This is a genomic window from Elusimicrobiota bacterium, from assembly GCA_016788905.1.
Taxonomy (GTDB): domain Bacteria; phylum Elusimicrobiota; class Elusimicrobia; order FEN-1173; family FEN-1173; genus JADKHR01.
The window spans coordinates 26,121-42,823 of the sequence record JAEURZ010000024.1; the positions used below are offsets into that span (position 1 = coordinate 26,121).

The following is a 16,703-nucleotide window of genomic DNA, read 5'->3' on the forward strand; positions in this document are numbered from 1 at the left end:
GACGCTTTGGGTCAGAAAAGTTTAATAATAATCAATTCGCCGTTTGGTTCGTTATCTTCTCCGGGTAAGATGGTGCGGGTATAGGTGATGGGGGCCGAACCGTTGGTTTTGGTTTTAAAGGAACCAGTTCCTTCCGATCCAGCGGGGGGGATGGGTTTCCCCTTTTCCTCTAACAGGTAATCGGACAAGGGTTTGCCGAAAAGAGCGTCGGGGGTCCAGCCGGTCAATGTTTCGGCTGCCTTATTTATGAAAATGATCCGGTTCAGTCGGTCCGTGGCCATGAGGGCGCCCGGCAAACTATGGAGAACGCGGGCGTGCCAACCGTCCATCTCGCTGACCACGCTTTCCATCATGTGGCGATGAATGGCCAACTCAAGGACGGCTTGAAGGGATCTTGGTTCAAAGGGTTTTAAAATGTAGCCATAGGGCATTGTGGCTTTGGCTCGGTCCAGGGTAGGGGCGTCCGCAAAAGCGGTCAAATAACTTACGGGTATGTTGTATTCGGCGTAGAGGTGTTCCGCCACTTCGATGCCGTCTTGGGGCCCTTGGATCCGAATGTCCATCAAAACGAGGTCCGGTTTTTGGCTTTTGACGCTCCGGAGGGCTTCTTCGCCGCTGGCGGCGATATCTGTCACCCCATACCCCATTTTTATTAACAGCCGTTTTAGGTCTTCCGCCACGATGCGTTCGTCTTCCACGATCAAAATCCGTTTTCCCGTCATTGAATTCCTCCGTCATTGGGTGATCGTCCTGCGGGTTCTCTGAAAGTGAGGGTGAACCGAGTGCCGGGGTTGGTCTCCACCATTATTTTACCCCGCAATTGCTCCGTTAAAATTTGGACCAAGCGAAGTCCTAGGGATTCGGGAGAGTCAAAATCAATGGGATGAGCCAACCCCACGCCTTCGTCCGCCACCGTGAGCTCGTAGCCTTCCCTTGGGAGAACCCGAAATTTCACAAAAATCGTTCCCTGCCGGCCGTCAGGGTAGGCGTATTTTAGTGCGTTGGAGACCAGCTCTGTAAGAATAAGACCGCACGGGATGGCGATGTCCAGATTGAGAGGCACCTTGTCCACGTCAAGCCGGAGCTGGATTTTATCCATATGGATGCTGTATGTGCGCAGCAGGTTATCGGTTAGCTTGTCGACGTAATCAGCGAAATCCATGCGCGCCAGGTCCGGTGATAGGTAGAGACATTCGTGAATGATCGCCATGGACCGAACGCGGTTCTGACTTTCTAAAAAAATGGAAATGAGAGCTGGGTCTTGTATATTTTCCGACTGGAGACGGAGGAGACTGGAAATCATCTGCAAGTTGTTTTTGACCCGATGGTGGATTTCTTTCAGCAGGGCTTCTTTTTCGTGCAAAGACGCGGTCAGAGTGTCTTGTTCCTTTTTGCGACGGGTAATGTCTCGAAGCACCTGGGAGAACCCCAACAGCCCATTGTTTTTGTCCGTTAAAGGGGTTGTCACCATTTCTGCCCAAAAAAGGGATCCATCTTTTCGCGCTCGCCATCCTTGCTCTTCGTAAAAACCTTGGCGCGTGGCTTCCATAAATGTTCCCTGTAATTTCCCGGTCGTTTGTTCCTCAGGTGAGGAAAAACGCGAAATAGGATCGCCCAAGACTTCATCCGCTCGGTATCCGAAAATGTGTTCGGCGCCCGCGTTCCACGTGAGGATGCGGCCAGCCGGATCCACGAGGAGGACGGCGTGGTCTTTGAGGCTATTTACAAGAATGGTGTAACGGTCTTTGCTTTCGTTCAAGGACGTTTCAATGCGGAGGCCAATGACCGCGGCGCTTCGAAATGACAAATACAATATTGCAATCAGGGAGAGGAGGAGAATCAGCGAAGTGGAAAGCAAAAGAAATCTGTTTCCCAGGAAGAGGGGCGTCTTGTTGAGGGCGTAGAAAAAAAAGGCTCCGTTTATGAGAATCGATAAAAAAGCCAGTCCGCTGATCCATTGATTCAAGTGCCGTCCGCGCATGAAATCTCCCCCTCTGCTACTGAGTGGGACGCGTTTATTCCTCTGAAGGTTACTGGGGGGATTCAAGGGAACCCCCAAAGTAAGTCGCCTGGAGATGTTTACGCGCGCGGTGGAGGTACACTTTCACTGTTCCTAGAGGTTTTTCCAGCTGTTGGGCGACCTCTTTGAGCGGCACGTGTTGGTAATAATGAAGAACGAAAATGGCGCGAAAATGGGGCGGAAGAGCATCGACGGCGGATCGAAGCTTCTCGGAATCTCTCTGCTGCGCCACGACTTCTTCAATGGGGGGGCCTTTCTCCGGGAGTTCCCAGCGGTGGGTCCCTTCCTCCGGAACGATGTCTAACGAGATGATGCGTCGTTTTCCGCGCCGTCTGATCTGGTTTCGGACACGGTTTAAAGCGATGGTGTAAAGCCAGGTGGAAAGCTTTGATTCGCCGCGAAAGCGGTTGAGATGGGCGTGGACGCTCATAAAAACTTCTTGCAGGACATCTTCCGCTTCCTCCCGCTGACCCAAAATACGACAGGCCATTTCCAAAAGAGGAGGTCGGTATCTTCTGACCAAAACGGCAAAGGCTGCCCCGTCACCAGCGAGGGTGGCCGTGATAAGTTCCTCATCCAGGGGTGGAACGGCCTCATTAAAATCCAAGTTAATCTCCCGGTGTTGCCACCAGGCTATTGGCCAATTCCCCGGCGCAACACTGGTATCTCCTCTCATCATAACTTAATGGTGTCATCCAGAACACCTGAAGCGTCGCAAATGTTTCATTCGTCCAGGGTGTAACCTTTCAAGAGGTTACGACGTCTTATCAGCCAGGGGTGGGGAAAGACAACGCCCTAATGGATTGAAACTAAAGGAGCACCTGAAATGAATTCAACTTTATTCAGACGTTCGACTTCGCTGGTTCTTCTCCTGGGGATGGTGGGGGCGGTTTGGGCCGCGGGTCCTCAAGCGGGAAGTGCCGGGGATCTTGGTGTGGGGGTGATCGTAGGCGATCCAACGGGTTTTTCAGCTAAGTATTGGTTGTCACGCACACGGGCGGTGGACCTCGCTCTGGCTTGGGATTTGTCCGGGAGCGAAGACCGGTTCGAGATCCACGCGGACCACCTTTGGCATTTTGACTTAGATCTATCGCGATTGCAGGGGCGAATGCCCCTCTATGTCGGGGTGGGTGGTCGTCTTCTGACCGGTCACGACGCGCGGTTGGGCGTACGCATTCCTTTTGGGGTCAGTTATATGTTCCCTCGGGTTCCGATCGAGTTGTTCGGAGAAATAACTCCTTTGGTTGACTTTACGCCGGATACCGAAACTCGCGTAAATGCTGGGGCGGGCGTACGTTTCTACTTTAAAGGTTGAAAAGGAGGGGCCATGCTCTGGACAGTGTCTGTGGTATTACTGGTTTTATGGACGCTCGGTTTTGTAAGTTCAACCACGATGGGTGGATACATCCATATTTTGTTGGTGGCGGCGATCCTTTTGGTTCTTGTTCGCCTCATTCAAGGGCGCCGGATCGTGCAATGATGAAAGAAAAGCACGTATTGAGTTTATGTTCTAAAAAACAAAAAAAGGGGTTCGTCCTATGAATAAAATGTTGCTTGTCCTAAGCATGACCATCGTGTTCTTGACGTTTCAACATCAAAGTAACGCCGCGGAGGCCACCACAAAGCCGCTTTACAACGTCACGGTTGTACAAACACCCGCTCAAGCCATTAATTACCGGAATCTAAAAGGATCCGTGAAAATTGATTTCAAAGGCACGGTGCTTCTCCCCTCTGCAAAAGGCGAGGCCAAAGTTTGGAACAAACGTGGTGAGACGAATATTAAAGCATGGTTTGAGAATTTGACACCGCCCCATCAGTTCGGGACCGAATACTTGACCTATGTCTTATGGGCGATTTCACCGGATGGCAGGGCGACCAATTTGGGAGAGTTGATTATCGATGACGGAGAAAGTTCCTTGAGGGCGAAATCCTCGCTTCAAACATTGAGTCTGCTTGTGACAGCCGAACCGTACTTCGCTGTTTCCCAGCCCAGCGATGTCGTCGTTTTGGAAAACGCCATCAAGCCAGACGAGGATGAGAAAATCTCATTAACAGAGGCGAAATACGAGTTGCTTCCCAGAGGACAATACACGAAAAACAACTCGGCCACGGACCGCCCACCGCAAAGGATGGACAAAGAGACACCTTTCTACGTCTACCAAGCCCGTAATGCCGTCCAGATTGCCAAAGCGTCCGGGGCCGAAAAGTATGAGGCGGATGGGTTCAAAAACGCCGAGAGACTTCTGACCCTATCGGAAACGAAAGACGGCGGAAGAAAACACAGAATTAAGACAGCACGCCAAGCCGTCCAGAGCGCGGAAGACAGTCGTTCCCTTAGCCTCAAACGCCAATCCGCAGAGGGTTTAGCGACAGAACGGACACAGTCGGCACAGGAAATAATGAGCGCGAACACACAAGCCGCCAAAGCCACCGAGAGTCAGGCCCTAGCGGAAAAGGCTTTGGCCAAGGCGGAGCAAGCCATAGGGAAATCGGACACGGAACGGGCTGCGGCTATGGCTTTAGCAACGAGTGCCACCGCCTCCTCCACCAAAGCTCAAGCCGAAGCGGTCTCCGCTCGGGCCGCGGCTGAGGAAGCCAAAGGCCAGGCTGTGGATGCCAACAATCGGGCCGAAAGGGCTGAAGGGGATCAGGCTGTCCTTCGTGCACAGCTCTTGGAACAGTTAAACTCCGTTCTTCAAACACGAGATTCCGTTCGGGGTCTCATCGTCAATATGTCGGACGCTCTTTTCGAAACGGGAAGTTCGACGTTGGGGCAGGCCGTTCGAGAAAAATTGGCTAAGGTGGCGGGAATTGTCTCCTCTCATTCTGGTTTAAAATTGAATGTAGAAGGACATACCGATAGCGTGGGGAGCCAAGCCTACAACCAGCAATTGTCAGAAAAAAGAGCCGAGTCCGCACGGGCTTATCTCGTCAAACAAGGCGTGGCATCGAATTCCATCAAATCCCAAGGATTTGGTGAATCCAATCCTATCGAATCCAACAAAACGACTGAAGGACGGCAAAAAAATCGCCGGGTGGAGATCGTTGTCAGCGGTGAAGCGATTGGGATATTGGCGCAAGCTCGTTAATATCACCTCAGAACGCATCGTCTCGGATTCAAAGCGCCGCACCTGGTGTAGGACTGGGTGCGGCGCTGTTTTTAAAAGGAGATCTATGAAGACAGAGTCTTCGATACCGATCGAATTAAAATGGCGCCCCGAGGGGAAACGGGGCATGGGCCTGAAAATAGGTCGATCCCCATTTGGTAGAATTGAAGCAGGTAGAACAAAAGGGCCGTTATTTTTTCCTTGGGAGGAATGCTTATGTTCGGTTTTTCACAAGCCGCTCCAAAAGTGGGAGACAAAGTACCCGACTTTTCCGCTCCTCTGAGCGACGGGACAACGTTTCATCTTCAGGAATGGCTTTCCAAAGCCCCTCTCGTTCTTTATTTCTATCCCAAGGACGACACGCCGGGATGCACCACCGAAGCCTGCGGCCTTCGGGACGATATCGCCGCGTTCCGGGGGTTAAAGGCGACTGTGGTTGGGGTCAGTTACGACTCCATCAAATCCCATCTAAAGTTTATCGCCAAGTATCAGTTGCCGTTTCCCTTGATCTCGGATCGCGAGAAAACTGTTTCAAAAGCGTTCGGCGTCTCGGGCCTTTTGTTCCCCAGCCGGGCCACGTTTATTATTGGAAAAGATGGCACCTTGCTTTACGCGAATCTTTCCGTGAATCCGAAAACCCACAGTCAAGAAATTCGGGACGTTCTGGCGACGATTCAAGTGAGGCCTTAGAAGAGGGGGGTTATTTAAACCCGAGCTCTAGAATTACGGATTCCAAGAAGTGGGCGCTCTTGAGGAGTGCTTGGTTTTCAGAGAAAGAGAGGGTTGGCTTTAGGGTGGAAATAATCCCTTGGGAACCAACCACCCGCGGAAGGGATAAGCAAACCGGGGGAAGACCGGAGAGTTGGACATCCCCGTTTGAAACAGTGAAAACCGCCCGTTCGTCGTCCCGAAGGGCCCGGACCAAACGAGCGATGCCGGCTCCGATCCCGTAATAACTGGCCTGTTTTCCCTCAATAATGCGAGCCGCCGCCTGCCGAACGTCCCCATCAATTTTAGCTTTCACATCCGTCGTGAGGGGTTTTTGAATTTGGGCCGCAAAGTCTTCGATGGGAAGGCCTCCCACCTGGGCGCTGGACCAACAGAGGACCTCCGAATCTCCATGTTCCCCGACCACATAGGCTTGAACCGAATGGGACGTTACACCCAAGGTGTCTCCCACCAGCGCCCGGAAACGGGCCGTATCCAAAATAGTCCCCGAACCCATCACGCGTCCGGGAGGCCGGTTGGCCAAACGCGTGACGATGTGCGTCAACACGTCCACCGGGTTGGAGACCACAACCAATAGGGCTTCCGGGGCGTATTTGAGAACTTGGGGGATCACGTTTTGAAAAACCTTGACGTTCCGATCTAAAAGCTGAATACGCGTTTCTCCGGGTTTTTGAGCCACCCCGCAGGCCAACACCACCACCTGGGTCCCGACCAAGTCTGGATAATCGCCCACATCGATTCGCGCGGATGGCCCAAAGGGCGTGGCGTGAAGAATATCTTCCGCTTGGGCCTGGGCCAACTTTCGGTTGATGTCAATCAAAACAATCTCACTGGCCGCGCCTTGAAGCACCATCGCGTAGGCTCCCGTGCTGCCCACAAAACCCGCTCCGATCACGCCCACTTTCATTGGTCATTCCTCCTTGTGATTATGGCTCCGGAACTTGTAAGAAGGCATCGTTAGTTCTGCCGATAGACCTCGGCGAAGGTTTTGGCGAACTCCTCGATGGACGTGGGTGTGGTGCTTACGGTAGATCGGGGTTGGGTGGGTTTCACGATGCCGTTGTTAAAGGCCTGGTTCATTTCGATGAGAGATTCCGACACGTTCTGGGACAACCCCATGGTGATCATGGCCTTAAGGGCTTCGTCATAGGGAAACTGTACGTAGGGAAGATCGGGTTTCCCAATCGCTTTTCCTAGGGCCTGGGTGGCTTCTGTCATGCTTAGATCTCTTTGCCCGTGAAGCTCCATAACGGTGTGGCCTTTGAAATCTCGTTTCGCTAGTCGATCCGCCGCCACGTGGGCGATGTCCTGAGTGGCGATCATGGGAATCGCGAGGTCCGGTTTCAGTGGACTGCCGTTGATCCCCTTCCCCTTGATGAGTCCCAGGTTCACAAAGAGGTTCTCCATGAAGTAGGGGGGGCGTAGGTGAAGTATATTTACTTGGCCCAGTTGGTTTAATTTTTCCTCCACCTGGTGGAGCCCTTTCATCGGACCCGTTTTGTCCGGGAGCTGGGCGCCGATGCTGGAGAGATTGACCACGAATTTAACTTGGGCGTCTTTCAGCGCGTCAGCGTAAACCTGCCCGATTCTTCCATACTCGGCCATCAAGTTCGAGGCGGCGTAGTTAGGGGGAATCAGAGTAAAAACGGCTTCAGCCCCTTGAAAGCTTTTCTTCACCGCTGCGGAATCCGTCAAATTTAGTGCCAGGATTTCCGCGCCGACGTTCTCCAGGGGTTTCAGTTTTTGAAGATCCCGACCCAGGGCGCGGACCTTTTCTTTTCGCCGAAGTAGTTCTTCCACCAAGACCTTCCCAATGTGGCCGGTTGCGGCTGTGACAACGATCATACAAACCTCCTGAAGGGGCATACTCCCTTATTCTCTCAAACAATTCAATGACACAAAAGTTCCGAGAGAGGCCGATCCCAAATACAAATAAGAAGGAGAGGAGGCTGTTATCAACAAATCAATAAATTATTGTCGTAAAGTCGGGGGAATTTTTAGGGGAGAGAAAGGACTATTCAACTCACGGTTGCGGACGTCAATTAAGCAAACATGTCCCCTCTGATGTCCCTCGTGGGCTGTCTCATGCAATCGTTCGAAACGCTGTGGAATGGGTTACTCCACCTCTGGAGGGAGCTTAAAAAGGGAGGGGTGATTCTTTTCTTCTAACAATAGCCGTTCGGTTTCCTTCATCCCGTCCACTACGCCTGCGGAACGAGCGAGACCAGACAATCGTTCAAGTTCAATGCCCAATCGTTTGCGACGCGAAATTTCCAAACCTGCCCTGGAACGAATTTGCTCAAGAGCCCCATTGATTTCCTGGGCCAGAGTTTGAAGTTCATCATAGGGCCTCATCGTGACACGATGCGAGACGTCCCCCATTTGGACCTTACGCATAATCTGCTCAAAACGATAAATCGGGCTCGCCACAAAATGAGAAAACAAAAGAGCGAGTCCAAACACCAAGATCCAGGAGAGGATGCTGTTCCGAACAATCACATGCACCATCACCTGCATGTGTGTCGCGACTTCTCCTTTTTCGATTAAACCTGAAGATGCCAAATGGTTCACGTAATGATTTCCAAAATACCAGGAAATGACCATGAATAGCGTCATGAGGGAAAATACCGCTAGGGAAAACTTTAATTGAAACCTGGATTTCACCAACTGTCGGCGGACCCAGCGAGACGCGTCCAAACATTGAGGTTCAGATGAATGATCATTCACGGAGGTTATGCCTCACTTTCCTCTTAAATGGGGAGGATAAATTCGGTTTGTTAAGAGAGTCCTGTCAAAAGCTTCTTGCGCTTCCTCAGCAAAAGCCTCTAGGTACGTTCGTCGGGTCTGGTCCAATAATTCAAAGTCACCCTTTTTAAAGGACTGAAACAAGTCGATTTTGGAGTGAAAAAATAGATGATCAATCCGTTCGTTCTTTAAGAATTTCTCCATATCCAGGGTTGAACCCAATGGGTAATGGCTCAAGAAATACTCCGGACCTGTGTCATAGGCGTAATCGTTTCCCCAACGGAGGTTCCACCGATTGTCATGGTTCATGAGAACGTAGCGGTCCGGGATATCATTGCGAAAAAGAGAGGATCCAATAAACGCGTTGGGAAGACGAATGTTCAATAAATCCAGGAGTGTCGGTGTGATATCGATTTGGCTTCCAAGAACGTTCACACGTTGGGGTTTCAGATGGTCCGGGGACCAGAACACCAGAGGAGACCGAAAAAAAGCCTCCTGCCTTAATACCATCCCATCAAAACGCGGGTCCTCCGGAAAAATCCATACACCATGATCTCCCGTAATTATAAAAACCGTATTATCAAAAGCGCGGTTGGCTCGAACTTTATTGAAAAAATCTCCCACGGCGGCGTCGGTGTAATAAATTCCACGGCAATATTTCTGATACATCTCTGACCCATGGGCTGCGGGGGCCTGTGAATCCGTTGGATAAGAGGCAAAAGGATAATGATTGCTGAGTGTCATAATCTCCGCAAAATAGGGACTTTTTTGTTGCAATAAAACATCCAGGGCATAATCCACCAGATCTAAGTCTGCCGCCCCCATGCCAATCGGGGGATAGCGTGGCGTAAATTTGTAATGGAAAGAGTCTATCCCATGGTTGGAATGAAATTTGATTTTGTTGTCAAACGTTGGGGGATGGGACCCGATCCAATGGGTCGAATAGCCTTGGTCTTTTAAGACCATCCCAAGAGTTTTTACAGCTAATTCCGGTTGGTCAATAAAAACCTGCCCCCCGCGCATATTTGGGACATACGAGGCATGAATCGCAAATTCTGCTCGGATGGTTTGGGCGCCATTGGCGTAAAAGTTTTTAAAAAGAATACCTTCACGCGCAAGACGATCAATATTGGGAGTGAAGGACGGGGTCCCCCCGTAAGTGCCTGATTCAAAGGCTCTTACGGATTCCATGAGTATCAAGACAACGTTGGGTTTAGAGGTGAAGGCGAATGGGAGTGGGGGTGGGGCGGCCACAGGGATTTTTAAAAAAGGGAAATAGGGATCCTTGCCGGGCATATACAAGGATGGACTATATTGGATAAAATCCGAGCGTTGGAATGTCAGAAAATCATTACGACCCGAAAAATATCCCCCATAGGTCAGTTGCATTTGGAAAAGCTTTTGTCTTATAACAAAAAACAAAGGATTTTGTTCAGCGTATCCGTTACTCTTTTCGGTCAATTTGTAATGACCTAAAAATAAAGCGATGCCCAGAAATAGGAGGGAACGACGAAATTTACGAAAGGATGTTGCAGGTTGGGTCAGGCTTATCTGCCATAGGCACAGGGGAGTTAGGAGGCCGAAGATGATATCTCCTGGTGTCATCAAAGATATTATCCCACTCCAAATCGCAAAAATGTCTTCCCACTGCTTTAGTGCATCCATTTGACCCCAGGAATTAAAAAAACGGAAATTGAGATTAACAAATAGATAAAAGAGGGCAGTCGCTAATACTAATGAAAAACTTAGAACCAAACGCCACAGAAATTTGGGAGCGGAAAGGATGAATCCATACACCAAACTAAAGACCAGCACAAAAAGGATGTGGTCCAAATAGCCAGAGAACCGGACTCGAGTGTGCATCGACACGAGAGAATAAATGGTAAGAGTCGTCGGAATTAAGAGAGGAAAAGCGAAGCCCTTTATGGGGATCCAACCTGAACTCTCACTGAAATTGCGCAGGAGTTTTGAAAACATCATCAGGGGCTTGGGCATATTTTGTTTGGTCACAGTTTCAATCATATATAAGACTAATGTGAAAAAGAGAAAAATGCAAGGGTGACAATCGTGCAACAGCGGAATCCCAAAATGAGCGGCGTTGAGCAAAAATCCCCATTATGCGTCGTTGAAAGGCGATAAGGGGACGTTCTCAACGTGAGCCGAGCGAGCTGACAGAACCGTAACGGTGAAAATCCGAAAGGGCAAGGTCTGAGCCGGGCCGCCCGAAACCGAATTCCGAGCGGCGTAAGGGAACGAGCGCCGTGATTCCAGGAGGCGGGAGTGACCAGGCCGCAAGGCGAAAGCGTGAAGGTGTTGAGCTCCGAAAACGTCGCGTAGGGAAGGCCGACCGCATGTTGATGACGGGAAGGCCCCATCGCCCTGGTCGGATGATGGCCAGACCAAAGGCGACTTCCCCGGGGTCAAAGGCCGTGGCATGGTGACAAAAGCGGAATGTCGGAACCTCGGGAGATCCACATCCTCCCCCCACGGGGGTAGGGGCGAACAACCTGAAGAAGGGAGGACGCACCGAAGGGGATGGGGAAGTCGGACTGGCTCGTAGTAGAGGAAAAGCCGGCGTAATGGCCGGTGAGCCCGAAAGGGCGCTCGAAGGGGCCAGAGGTGGAACGTAGAGGGAAGGGAAGTCAGCAGCCATACCAGAGATGGAAAACCTGTTGGAAACAAAACTGGACCTCATAGCAAAGCGAGCCAAAGCGGAGCTGAAGACCCGGTTCACGACGTTGGCGCACCTGCTGAATGAAGAGACGTTGGCGGATTGCTACGGCGAGCTGAAAAGGGGGAAGGCTCCTGGAATAGATGGAGTGAGCGTGGCGGAATAGGGGGAGGACCTTGAAGAGAAGCTGAAAGGGTTGGTGCGTCGGATGAAGGCAAAGCAATACCGACCGCAAGCGGTGCGTCGAGTGTTTATCCCAAAAGGCAATGGAAAACTTCGCCCGTTAGGAATTCCTGCGGCGGAAGAAAAAGTTGTACAGAGGGGACTGACGCGAATCCTGGAAGCAATCTTTGAGGGGGACTTTCTGGACGTGTCCCATGGGTTTCGACCGGGGCGCGGGTGTCATGGTGCGTTGCAAACGTAGGACCGAATGGTCATGACGAAGCGCGTCAGCTACGTGATCGAGGTGGACATCAAAGGGTATTACGACCACCTTGACCACGGATGGTTGATGAAGTGCTTAGAGCAACGGATCGCGGACCCGAGCTTCTTAAGCCTGATTGTGCGAACGTTGAAGGCCGGGGGGATGGAGGAAGGAGTGCGGGGTGAGACGGAAATGGGGGCTCCCCAAGGGGGAATTGTTTCCCCGATTCTGTCGAACATTTACCTACACCACATTCTCGACCTCTGGTTTGAGCGAGAGCTAAAGAAAAGGCTGAAGGGGTATGCACAGCTCATTCGGTACGCCGATGACTTCGTCATCGGGTGCGAGTACGAATGGGAAGCGCAGGGGATCCTGGTGGAGCTAAAAGAACGCCTGAAGAAGTTCGGTTTGGAAGTGTCTGAGGAGAAGACCCGGATCGTAGAGTTCGGTCGGTTTGCCCAAGAGCGCGCTGAAAAGCGTGGCGGGAAGGCGGGCACGGTCGAATTTCTCGGGTTCACTCACTACTGCACGAAAAGACGGAGCGGGCGGTTCCTGGTGGGACGACGGACAAGCGGAAAGCGGTTGCGAGCGAAGCTGGTGGCCATGAACGAATGGCTGAAGGGCGTGAGGAACAGTCTTCCGTTGGCGGACTGGTGGAGGATTCTTCGCTGGAAGCGGAACGGGCACTCCCAGTATTATGGGGTCACGGGGAACTGGCGTGGGATCAGCCGGTTCCATCAGGAAGTGTTGAGGATGACCTGTAAGTGGTGGAACCGGCGCAGTCAGAAGCGGAGCGGTGACTGGGAAGAATTCCAGCGTCGCCTCCAGTGGAATCCGCTACCCCCACCGCGTCTTGCGCACATCCTTCGATTGGCCTAGACTTTGTGAGTGACACCAAAGAGCCGTATATGGGAAAACTGTACGTACGGTTCTGGGAGGGGATGTTGGATCGTCTACGGACGACAGATACATTCTACTCAACCGATCAATTAACTCTTGTTGGAGAGCGGGGGAGTCCTTCACAGGGGCGAGAATGGACTCTTCAACTCAAGTTTGCGGAAGTCAATTAAGCAAACAGGTCCTCCCTCTCTTTCCGGAGAGGCGAGGGCGGGCGGGGTTAGGGTTTCTTCCCCACGATCTGAATAACAGACCCCATTCCGTTGTGAAACTTTCCCTCAATGACGGGGCGATTTTTCTCAAGGGAATGAACAAAATTTAGGCCCGATAATTCTAAACGGACTTCAGCTAAATCCATGAGGAGGGATAAGTCTGGGGGCCCCCCGGTTCCTTTTCCCAATTGTTGAGGGCTATAGGCCTCCAAGAGGAAAAGCCCTCCGCTGACTAACCCTGCCACGGAACGTTTGTGCAAATCGTCTCTCATCAACCGTGGAATATGGGCCCAAATGGAAACGATTCCTTGCCAGTCCCCGGGTTGAATGACAAAATCTTTAAGGTCGGATGCCGCCGTTTTGATTTCAACGCCGTTTTCGGCGGCGAGAGTTTGTGCTTTCGCCAATCCCACGCGGCTTTGATCCACGGCTGTGACTTGATACCCCTGTTTTGCAAGAAAAACGGCGTTTCGTCCTTCGCCTTCCGCTAAGCACAACACTTTTCCCATGGGAATCAGGGACCAAAATTCTTTGAGGAAATCATTTGGTTCTTTGCCGTAAGCAAAGGGTTCCCTCGTGTATCGTTCGTTCCACCATTCCATGCTTGTCTCCTTGCCTCCCTGGGGCCCATGAATACGAACCGCCAGGGTCAGCCCCGCTCTTGGGCTTCCGAAAGGAAAAATGGATTGATGACATTCCAAGAGACATTGAGAATAGCATTCCTTTAACCCACCCAGTGGCGAATCCGTTCGTGCACAAGAAGAGGGATACCATCCATTTGTCCCCCAAGGTGTCTGAGCCCTTCAAAGGAATGGGGGAGCAAGTTCCATCCTTGACAGAAGATTTTCGTTGGACTAATATATGCTATATGACGCATATAAGAATATCCGACATCGTCTCGTTTCATGGGGCACTCAACGAACCGTTGAGGCTCCGGATCCTGCGGCTCCTTATGGAACGGGAATTGTGTGTGTGCGAGATGATGAGGGTCTTGAAAACACCCCAATATAAAGTTTCCCGCCATTTGGGGATCCTTAAAAAAGCTGGCCTTGTCCGCGATTGGCGTGAAGGGACATGGATCCATTACGAAATTGCCCCGACCCTTTCCAGTGTCTTGAAGGAAACCTTGGCTTGTTTAAGGGCGTTATGGGACCAGAGCCCACTTATTCAAGAAGATTTGCGGTGGCTCAACCGTACGTCCGTGCGGAAACCTGGTGCACCGGTTGTAAACGGCTGATTTTTTTACCTCTTTATATGCGTTGTATTGCATGAGAGAAACCGTGGCAGATGGGGGGCCTTGACGGGCAAGTCCCGCGGTGTTGAAAAGACCTTTTTATTGTGGGAGAGATGACGGACCCTTTAGGTTTTTGTTGAGACAGGTGTTGATTTGAGGAGATTCGCATGGAATGGAAAAAGGAATTAAAGGTTTTGGGGTGGCTCGGTGGGGCTTTTCTTGTCGCTTTTTTTCTCCCCGTGGGGTCGGCCCGATTTGATGGGTCGGTGATGGAGGGATTCCACCTGGTGAGGTGGTACGCCCGGGAGCATGTTGTTTTGTGTCTTCTCCCAGCGTTCTTCATTGCCGGAGCCATTTCGGTCTTTATCCGTCAGGCGTCTGTGATGAAATACTTGGGAACCAAGGCGCATCCGGTGATGGCTTACGGTGTGGCGTCGGTGTCAGGGACCATCCTGGCCGTGTGTTCCTGCACTGTGTTGCCCTTATTTGGTGGAATTTACAAGCGTGGGGCGGGATTGGGGCCTGCCGTGGCTTTCCTGTATTCAGGGCCGGCCATCAACGTGTTGGCCATCGTTTTGACGGCCCGCGTTTTGGGATTGGAAATGGGACTAGTCCGGACGGTTGGGGCGGTCATTTTTAGTGTTGTGGCGGGATTGGCCATGCACCTGTTTTTTCGGAAGGAGGAATCGGCCCGGGCGGCGGCGCAAGTCCTCTTGCCGGAACCGGTGGACAAACGGCCCCTGTGGCAGACAGCCGTGACTTTTGCCGCGATGGTGGCCGTTTTAGTGTTCGCCAATTGGGGAGCGCCGAAAGGGGACGGTGGTTTCTTCGGGGCCGTTTACGCTTATAAGTGGATCATCACGGCGGTGAGCGCCGTGGTGTTGGGTGTGGGTCTTGTGCGGTGGTTTCAGTTGAAATGGATCAAGTTCTTCGGCATGGCCCTTTCCACGGGGGCGGTCTGGGCCCTGTTCCCCAAAATGCCCGTCTTGGTGTTTGCTGTTGGCCTTGTGGGCTTGGGGATTTCCACGGCGACTTCGGAGGGAGAATTGGGTGACTGGTTTGCGTCTTCCTGGGATTTCACCAAACAAGTCACGCCGTTGCTCCTGGTGGGTGTTTTGGTGGCCGGGTTTTTGTTAGGGAGGCCGGGGCATGAGGGGTTCATCCCCTCATCGTTGGTGAGTTCGTTGGTGGGGGGGAACGGTTTTTTTGCCAATCTCTTTTCGTCCGTGGTGGCGGCGTTTATGTATTTTGCGACGTTGACCGAAGTCCCCATCTTGCAGGGGCTCATGGGCAGTGGCATGGGGAAAGGGCCTGCGCTAACGCTTCTCTTAGCGGGGCCGGCCCTTTCCCTCCCAAGCATGTTGGTCTTGCGGCAAATCGTGGGGACGAAAAAGACGATGGTCTATATCTCCATCGTTGTTGTGTTGGCGACGTTCACAGGCTGGGTTTATGGATTTCTGTCTTAGGAGGTTCGACCGATGAAAAAAATTCAAATCTTGGGCACCGGTTGCCCGAAATGTAAGAAGTTGACGGAAGCGGCGGATCAAGCTGCCCACGCGCTGGGGATTGAATACGTCCTGGAAAAAGTGACTGATCTTAATCAGATCATGAACTTCGGGGTGATGGCCACGCCGGCCCTGGCGGTGGACGGTGTGGTAAAGGTGTCGGGCCGAGTGCCGGGAATGGAAGAACTTAAATCCATCTTGGGTGTCTAGCCCGGGTTCCCTCACAAAGAGATTGTCCCTAGCCGCGTTCTACCCACTCTTTGATCTTGGCATCGATTTGGTTTCTGACCTCTCGGGTTTTTGTTATTTTTTCTTCCATGGATCCTGTAAAACTCGAAGGATCGGGGAAACCCCAGTGAATTTTTTTTGCATTCCCTGGGAATAGGGGACAGCGCTCTGATTGGGATTCATCACAAACGGTCACCACGAAATCGTAAGGTTTCCCTTGCTTGTAAAACTTAAAGACGCTCTTGGTCCTGTTTCGGGAAATATCAAACCCGACCTCTTTCATCACGTCAACCACCACCGGATTGAGTTTTCCCGGTTCGAGTCCCGCGCTTTCCACCGCATATCGGTCACCGCCGTATTTCTTCAAAAAGGCTTCTGCCATCTGGCTTCGAGCCGAATTGTGAATGCAAACGAATAGAACTTTGATTTTATCCATTGAAATACCTCCTCTTAAAAAACAAAGACACATGGACTAACCCCAAGACCACTGGCACCTCGACCAATGGACCGACAACCGTCGCCAGTGCTACCCCGGAATTTATTCCAAAAACCGATACCGCTACAGCAATGGCAAGTTCAAAGTTGTTGCTGGCCGCCGTAAACGAAAGAGTCGCCGTTTTTTCGTATCCGGCCCCCATTTTCTTGCCCATGAGAAAGGAAACTAGGAACATCAACACAAAATAGATTATGAGAGGCAGAGCGATCCTTACCACATCCATTGGAAGACGAACGATGAAATCTCCCTTTAACGAAAACATGACGAATATGGTGAACAAGAGGGCACCGAGGGTGATGGGGCTGATCTTTGGCAGAAAAACGTTTTCAAACCATTCTTTGCCCTTGGCCCGAATCAAGGAGGCGCAATCTTTTTTTTAGTTGAAATTGGCCACGGTTTTCACGCTGCTTGTTTTACCCGTGCATCCTGAATATT

The 16,703-nt window shown here is 51.6% G+C and carries 17 protein-coding genes and 1 pseudogene; 8 read left to right on the plus strand and 10 right to left on the minus strand.

Annotation, left to right across the window (positions count from 1 at the left end; genetic code table 11):
- Positions 1 to 11: 11 nt before the first annotated feature.
- From JNK54_09645 to JNK54_09655, 3 genes are read right to left on the minus strand one after another with little or no spacing between them, the layout of a single operon-like run.
- Complete coding sequence (locus JNK54_09645) at positions 12 to 722, minus strand: response regulator (GenBank protein ID MBL8024524.1); 711 nt, start codon at positions 720 to 722, stop codon at positions 12 to 14.
- Positions 719 to 1,981, minus strand: a complete 1,263-nt coding sequence (locus JNK54_09650; GenBank protein MBL8024525.1) for a PAS domain S-box protein — start codon at positions 1,979 to 1,981, stop codon at positions 719 to 721. The genes JNK54_09645 and JNK54_09650 overlap by 4 nt, the downstream gene beginning before the upstream one ends.
- 49 nt (positions 1,982 to 2,030) lie before the next feature.
- On the minus strand, positions 2,031 to 2,699 hold the full coding sequence (locus JNK54_09655) for an RNA polymerase sigma factor (protein ID MBL8024526.1): 669 nt from the start codon (positions 2,697 to 2,699) through the stop codon (positions 2,031 to 2,033).
- Positions 2,700 to 2,846: 147 nt separating this feature from the next.
- Here JNK54_09655 and JNK54_09660 point away from each other — a divergent pair, with 147 nt between their 5' ends.
- The 4 genes from JNK54_09660 to JNK54_09675 all read left to right on the plus strand — a co-directional run bounded on the left by JNK54_09660 (position 2,847) and on the right by JNK54_09675 (position 5,817).
- Entirely contained in the window at positions 2,847 to 3,335 is a 489-nt protein-coding gene (locus tag JNK54_09660; GenBank protein ID MBL8024527.1) for a hypothetical protein, read from the plus strand.
- A 12-nt stretch (positions 3,336 to 3,347) separates the two neighbouring features.
- Complete coding sequence (locus tag JNK54_09665) at positions 3,348 to 3,500, plus strand: lmo0937 family membrane protein (protein MBL8024528.1); 153 nt, start codon at positions 3,348 to 3,350, stop codon at positions 3,498 to 3,500.
- A gap of 58 nt (positions 3,501 to 3,558) precedes the next feature.
- Entirely contained in the window at positions 3,559 to 5,109 is a 1,551-nt protein-coding gene (locus tag JNK54_09670; protein MBL8024529.1) for an OmpA family protein, read from the plus strand.
- Between the two features lie 234 nt (positions 5,110 to 5,343).
- Complete coding sequence (locus JNK54_09675; GenBank protein ID MBL8024530.1) at positions 5,344 to 5,817, plus strand: peroxiredoxin; 474 nt, start codon at positions 5,344 to 5,346, stop codon at positions 5,815 to 5,817.
- Positions 5,818 to 5,827: 10 nt separating this feature from the next.
- Here the strand turns inward: JNK54_09675 and JNK54_09680 are convergent, their stop codons facing one another.
- From JNK54_09680 to JNK54_09695, 4 genes are all read right to left on the minus strand, one after another.
- Positions 5,828 to 6,763: an L-lactate dehydrogenase gene (locus JNK54_09680; GenBank protein ID MBL8024531.1), complete on the minus strand. Its 936-nt coding sequence runs from the start codon at positions 6,761 to 6,763 to the stop codon at positions 5,828 to 5,830.
- A 50-nt stretch (positions 6,764 to 6,813) separates the two neighbouring features.
- On the minus strand, positions 6,814 to 7,701 hold the full coding sequence (locus tag JNK54_09685) for an NmrA family NAD(P)-binding protein (GenBank protein ID MBL8024532.1): 888 nt from the start codon (positions 7,699 to 7,701) through the stop codon (positions 6,814 to 6,816).
- A 270-nt stretch (positions 7,702 to 7,971) separates the two neighbouring features.
- A complete protein-coding gene (locus JNK54_09690; GenBank protein ID MBL8024533.1) occupies positions 7,972 to 8,583 on the minus strand; it encodes a hypothetical protein in 612 nt (203 codons plus the stop codon).
- A gap of 12 nt (positions 8,584 to 8,595) precedes the next feature.
- On the minus strand, positions 8,596 to 10,464 hold the full coding sequence (locus JNK54_09695) for a sulfatase-like hydrolase/transferase (GenBank protein MBL8024534.1): 1,869 nt from the start codon (positions 10,462 to 10,464) through the stop codon (positions 8,596 to 8,598).
- 809 nt (positions 10,465 to 11,273) lie between these two features.
- Between JNK54_09695 and ltrA the strand changes: the two are divergent.
- Positions 11,274 to 12,575: pseudogene (gene ltrA, locus JNK54_09700) on the plus strand (group II intron reverse transcriptase/maturase).
- A gap of 238 nt (positions 12,576 to 12,813) precedes the next feature.
- Here ltrA and JNK54_09705 read toward each other — a convergent pair.
- Positions 12,814 to 13,407 carry a methyltransferase domain-containing protein gene (locus tag JNK54_09705; protein MBL8024535.1) on the minus strand — a complete coding sequence of 198 codons (594 nt, stop codon included), beginning with the start codon at positions 13,405 to 13,407 and terminating at the stop codon, positions 12,814 to 12,816.
- Between the two features lie 266 nt (positions 13,408 to 13,673).
- Here JNK54_09705 and JNK54_09710 point away from each other — a divergent pair, with 266 nt between their 5' ends.
- From JNK54_09710 to JNK54_09720, 3 genes are all read left to right on the plus strand, one after another.
- Positions 13,674 to 14,042, plus strand: coding sequence for a helix-turn-helix transcriptional regulator (locus JNK54_09710; GenBank protein ID MBL8024536.1), 369 nt, complete (start codon positions 13,674 to 13,676; stop codon positions 14,040 to 14,042).
- A gap of 164 nt (positions 14,043 to 14,206) precedes the next feature.
- Complete coding sequence (locus tag JNK54_09715) at positions 14,207 to 15,505, plus strand: permease (GenBank protein MBL8024537.1); 1,299 nt, start codon at positions 14,207 to 14,209, stop codon at positions 15,503 to 15,505.
- A 12-nt stretch (positions 15,506 to 15,517) separates the two neighbouring features.
- Positions 15,518 to 15,754, plus strand: a complete 237-nt coding sequence (locus JNK54_09720) for a TM0996/MTH895 family glutaredoxin-like protein (protein ID MBL8024538.1) — start codon at positions 15,518 to 15,520, stop codon at positions 15,752 to 15,754.
- Between the two features lie 28 nt (positions 15,755 to 15,782).
- Here the strand turns inward: JNK54_09720 and JNK54_09725 are convergent, their stop codons facing one another.
- Positions 15,783 to 16,208 (minus strand): arsenate reductase ArsC, encoded by a 426-nt coding sequence (locus JNK54_09725; protein MBL8024539.1) that lies wholly within the window; start codon positions 16,206 to 16,208, stop codon positions 15,783 to 15,785.
- Positions 16,201 to 16,626 carry a hypothetical protein gene (locus JNK54_09730; protein MBL8024540.1) on the minus strand — a complete coding sequence of 142 codons (426 nt, stop codon included), beginning with the start codon at positions 16,624 to 16,626 and terminating at the stop codon, positions 16,201 to 16,203. Before JNK54_09730 ends, JNK54_09725 begins: the two co-directional genes overlap by 8 nt.
- Positions 16,627 to 16,703: the final 77 nt, after the last annotated feature.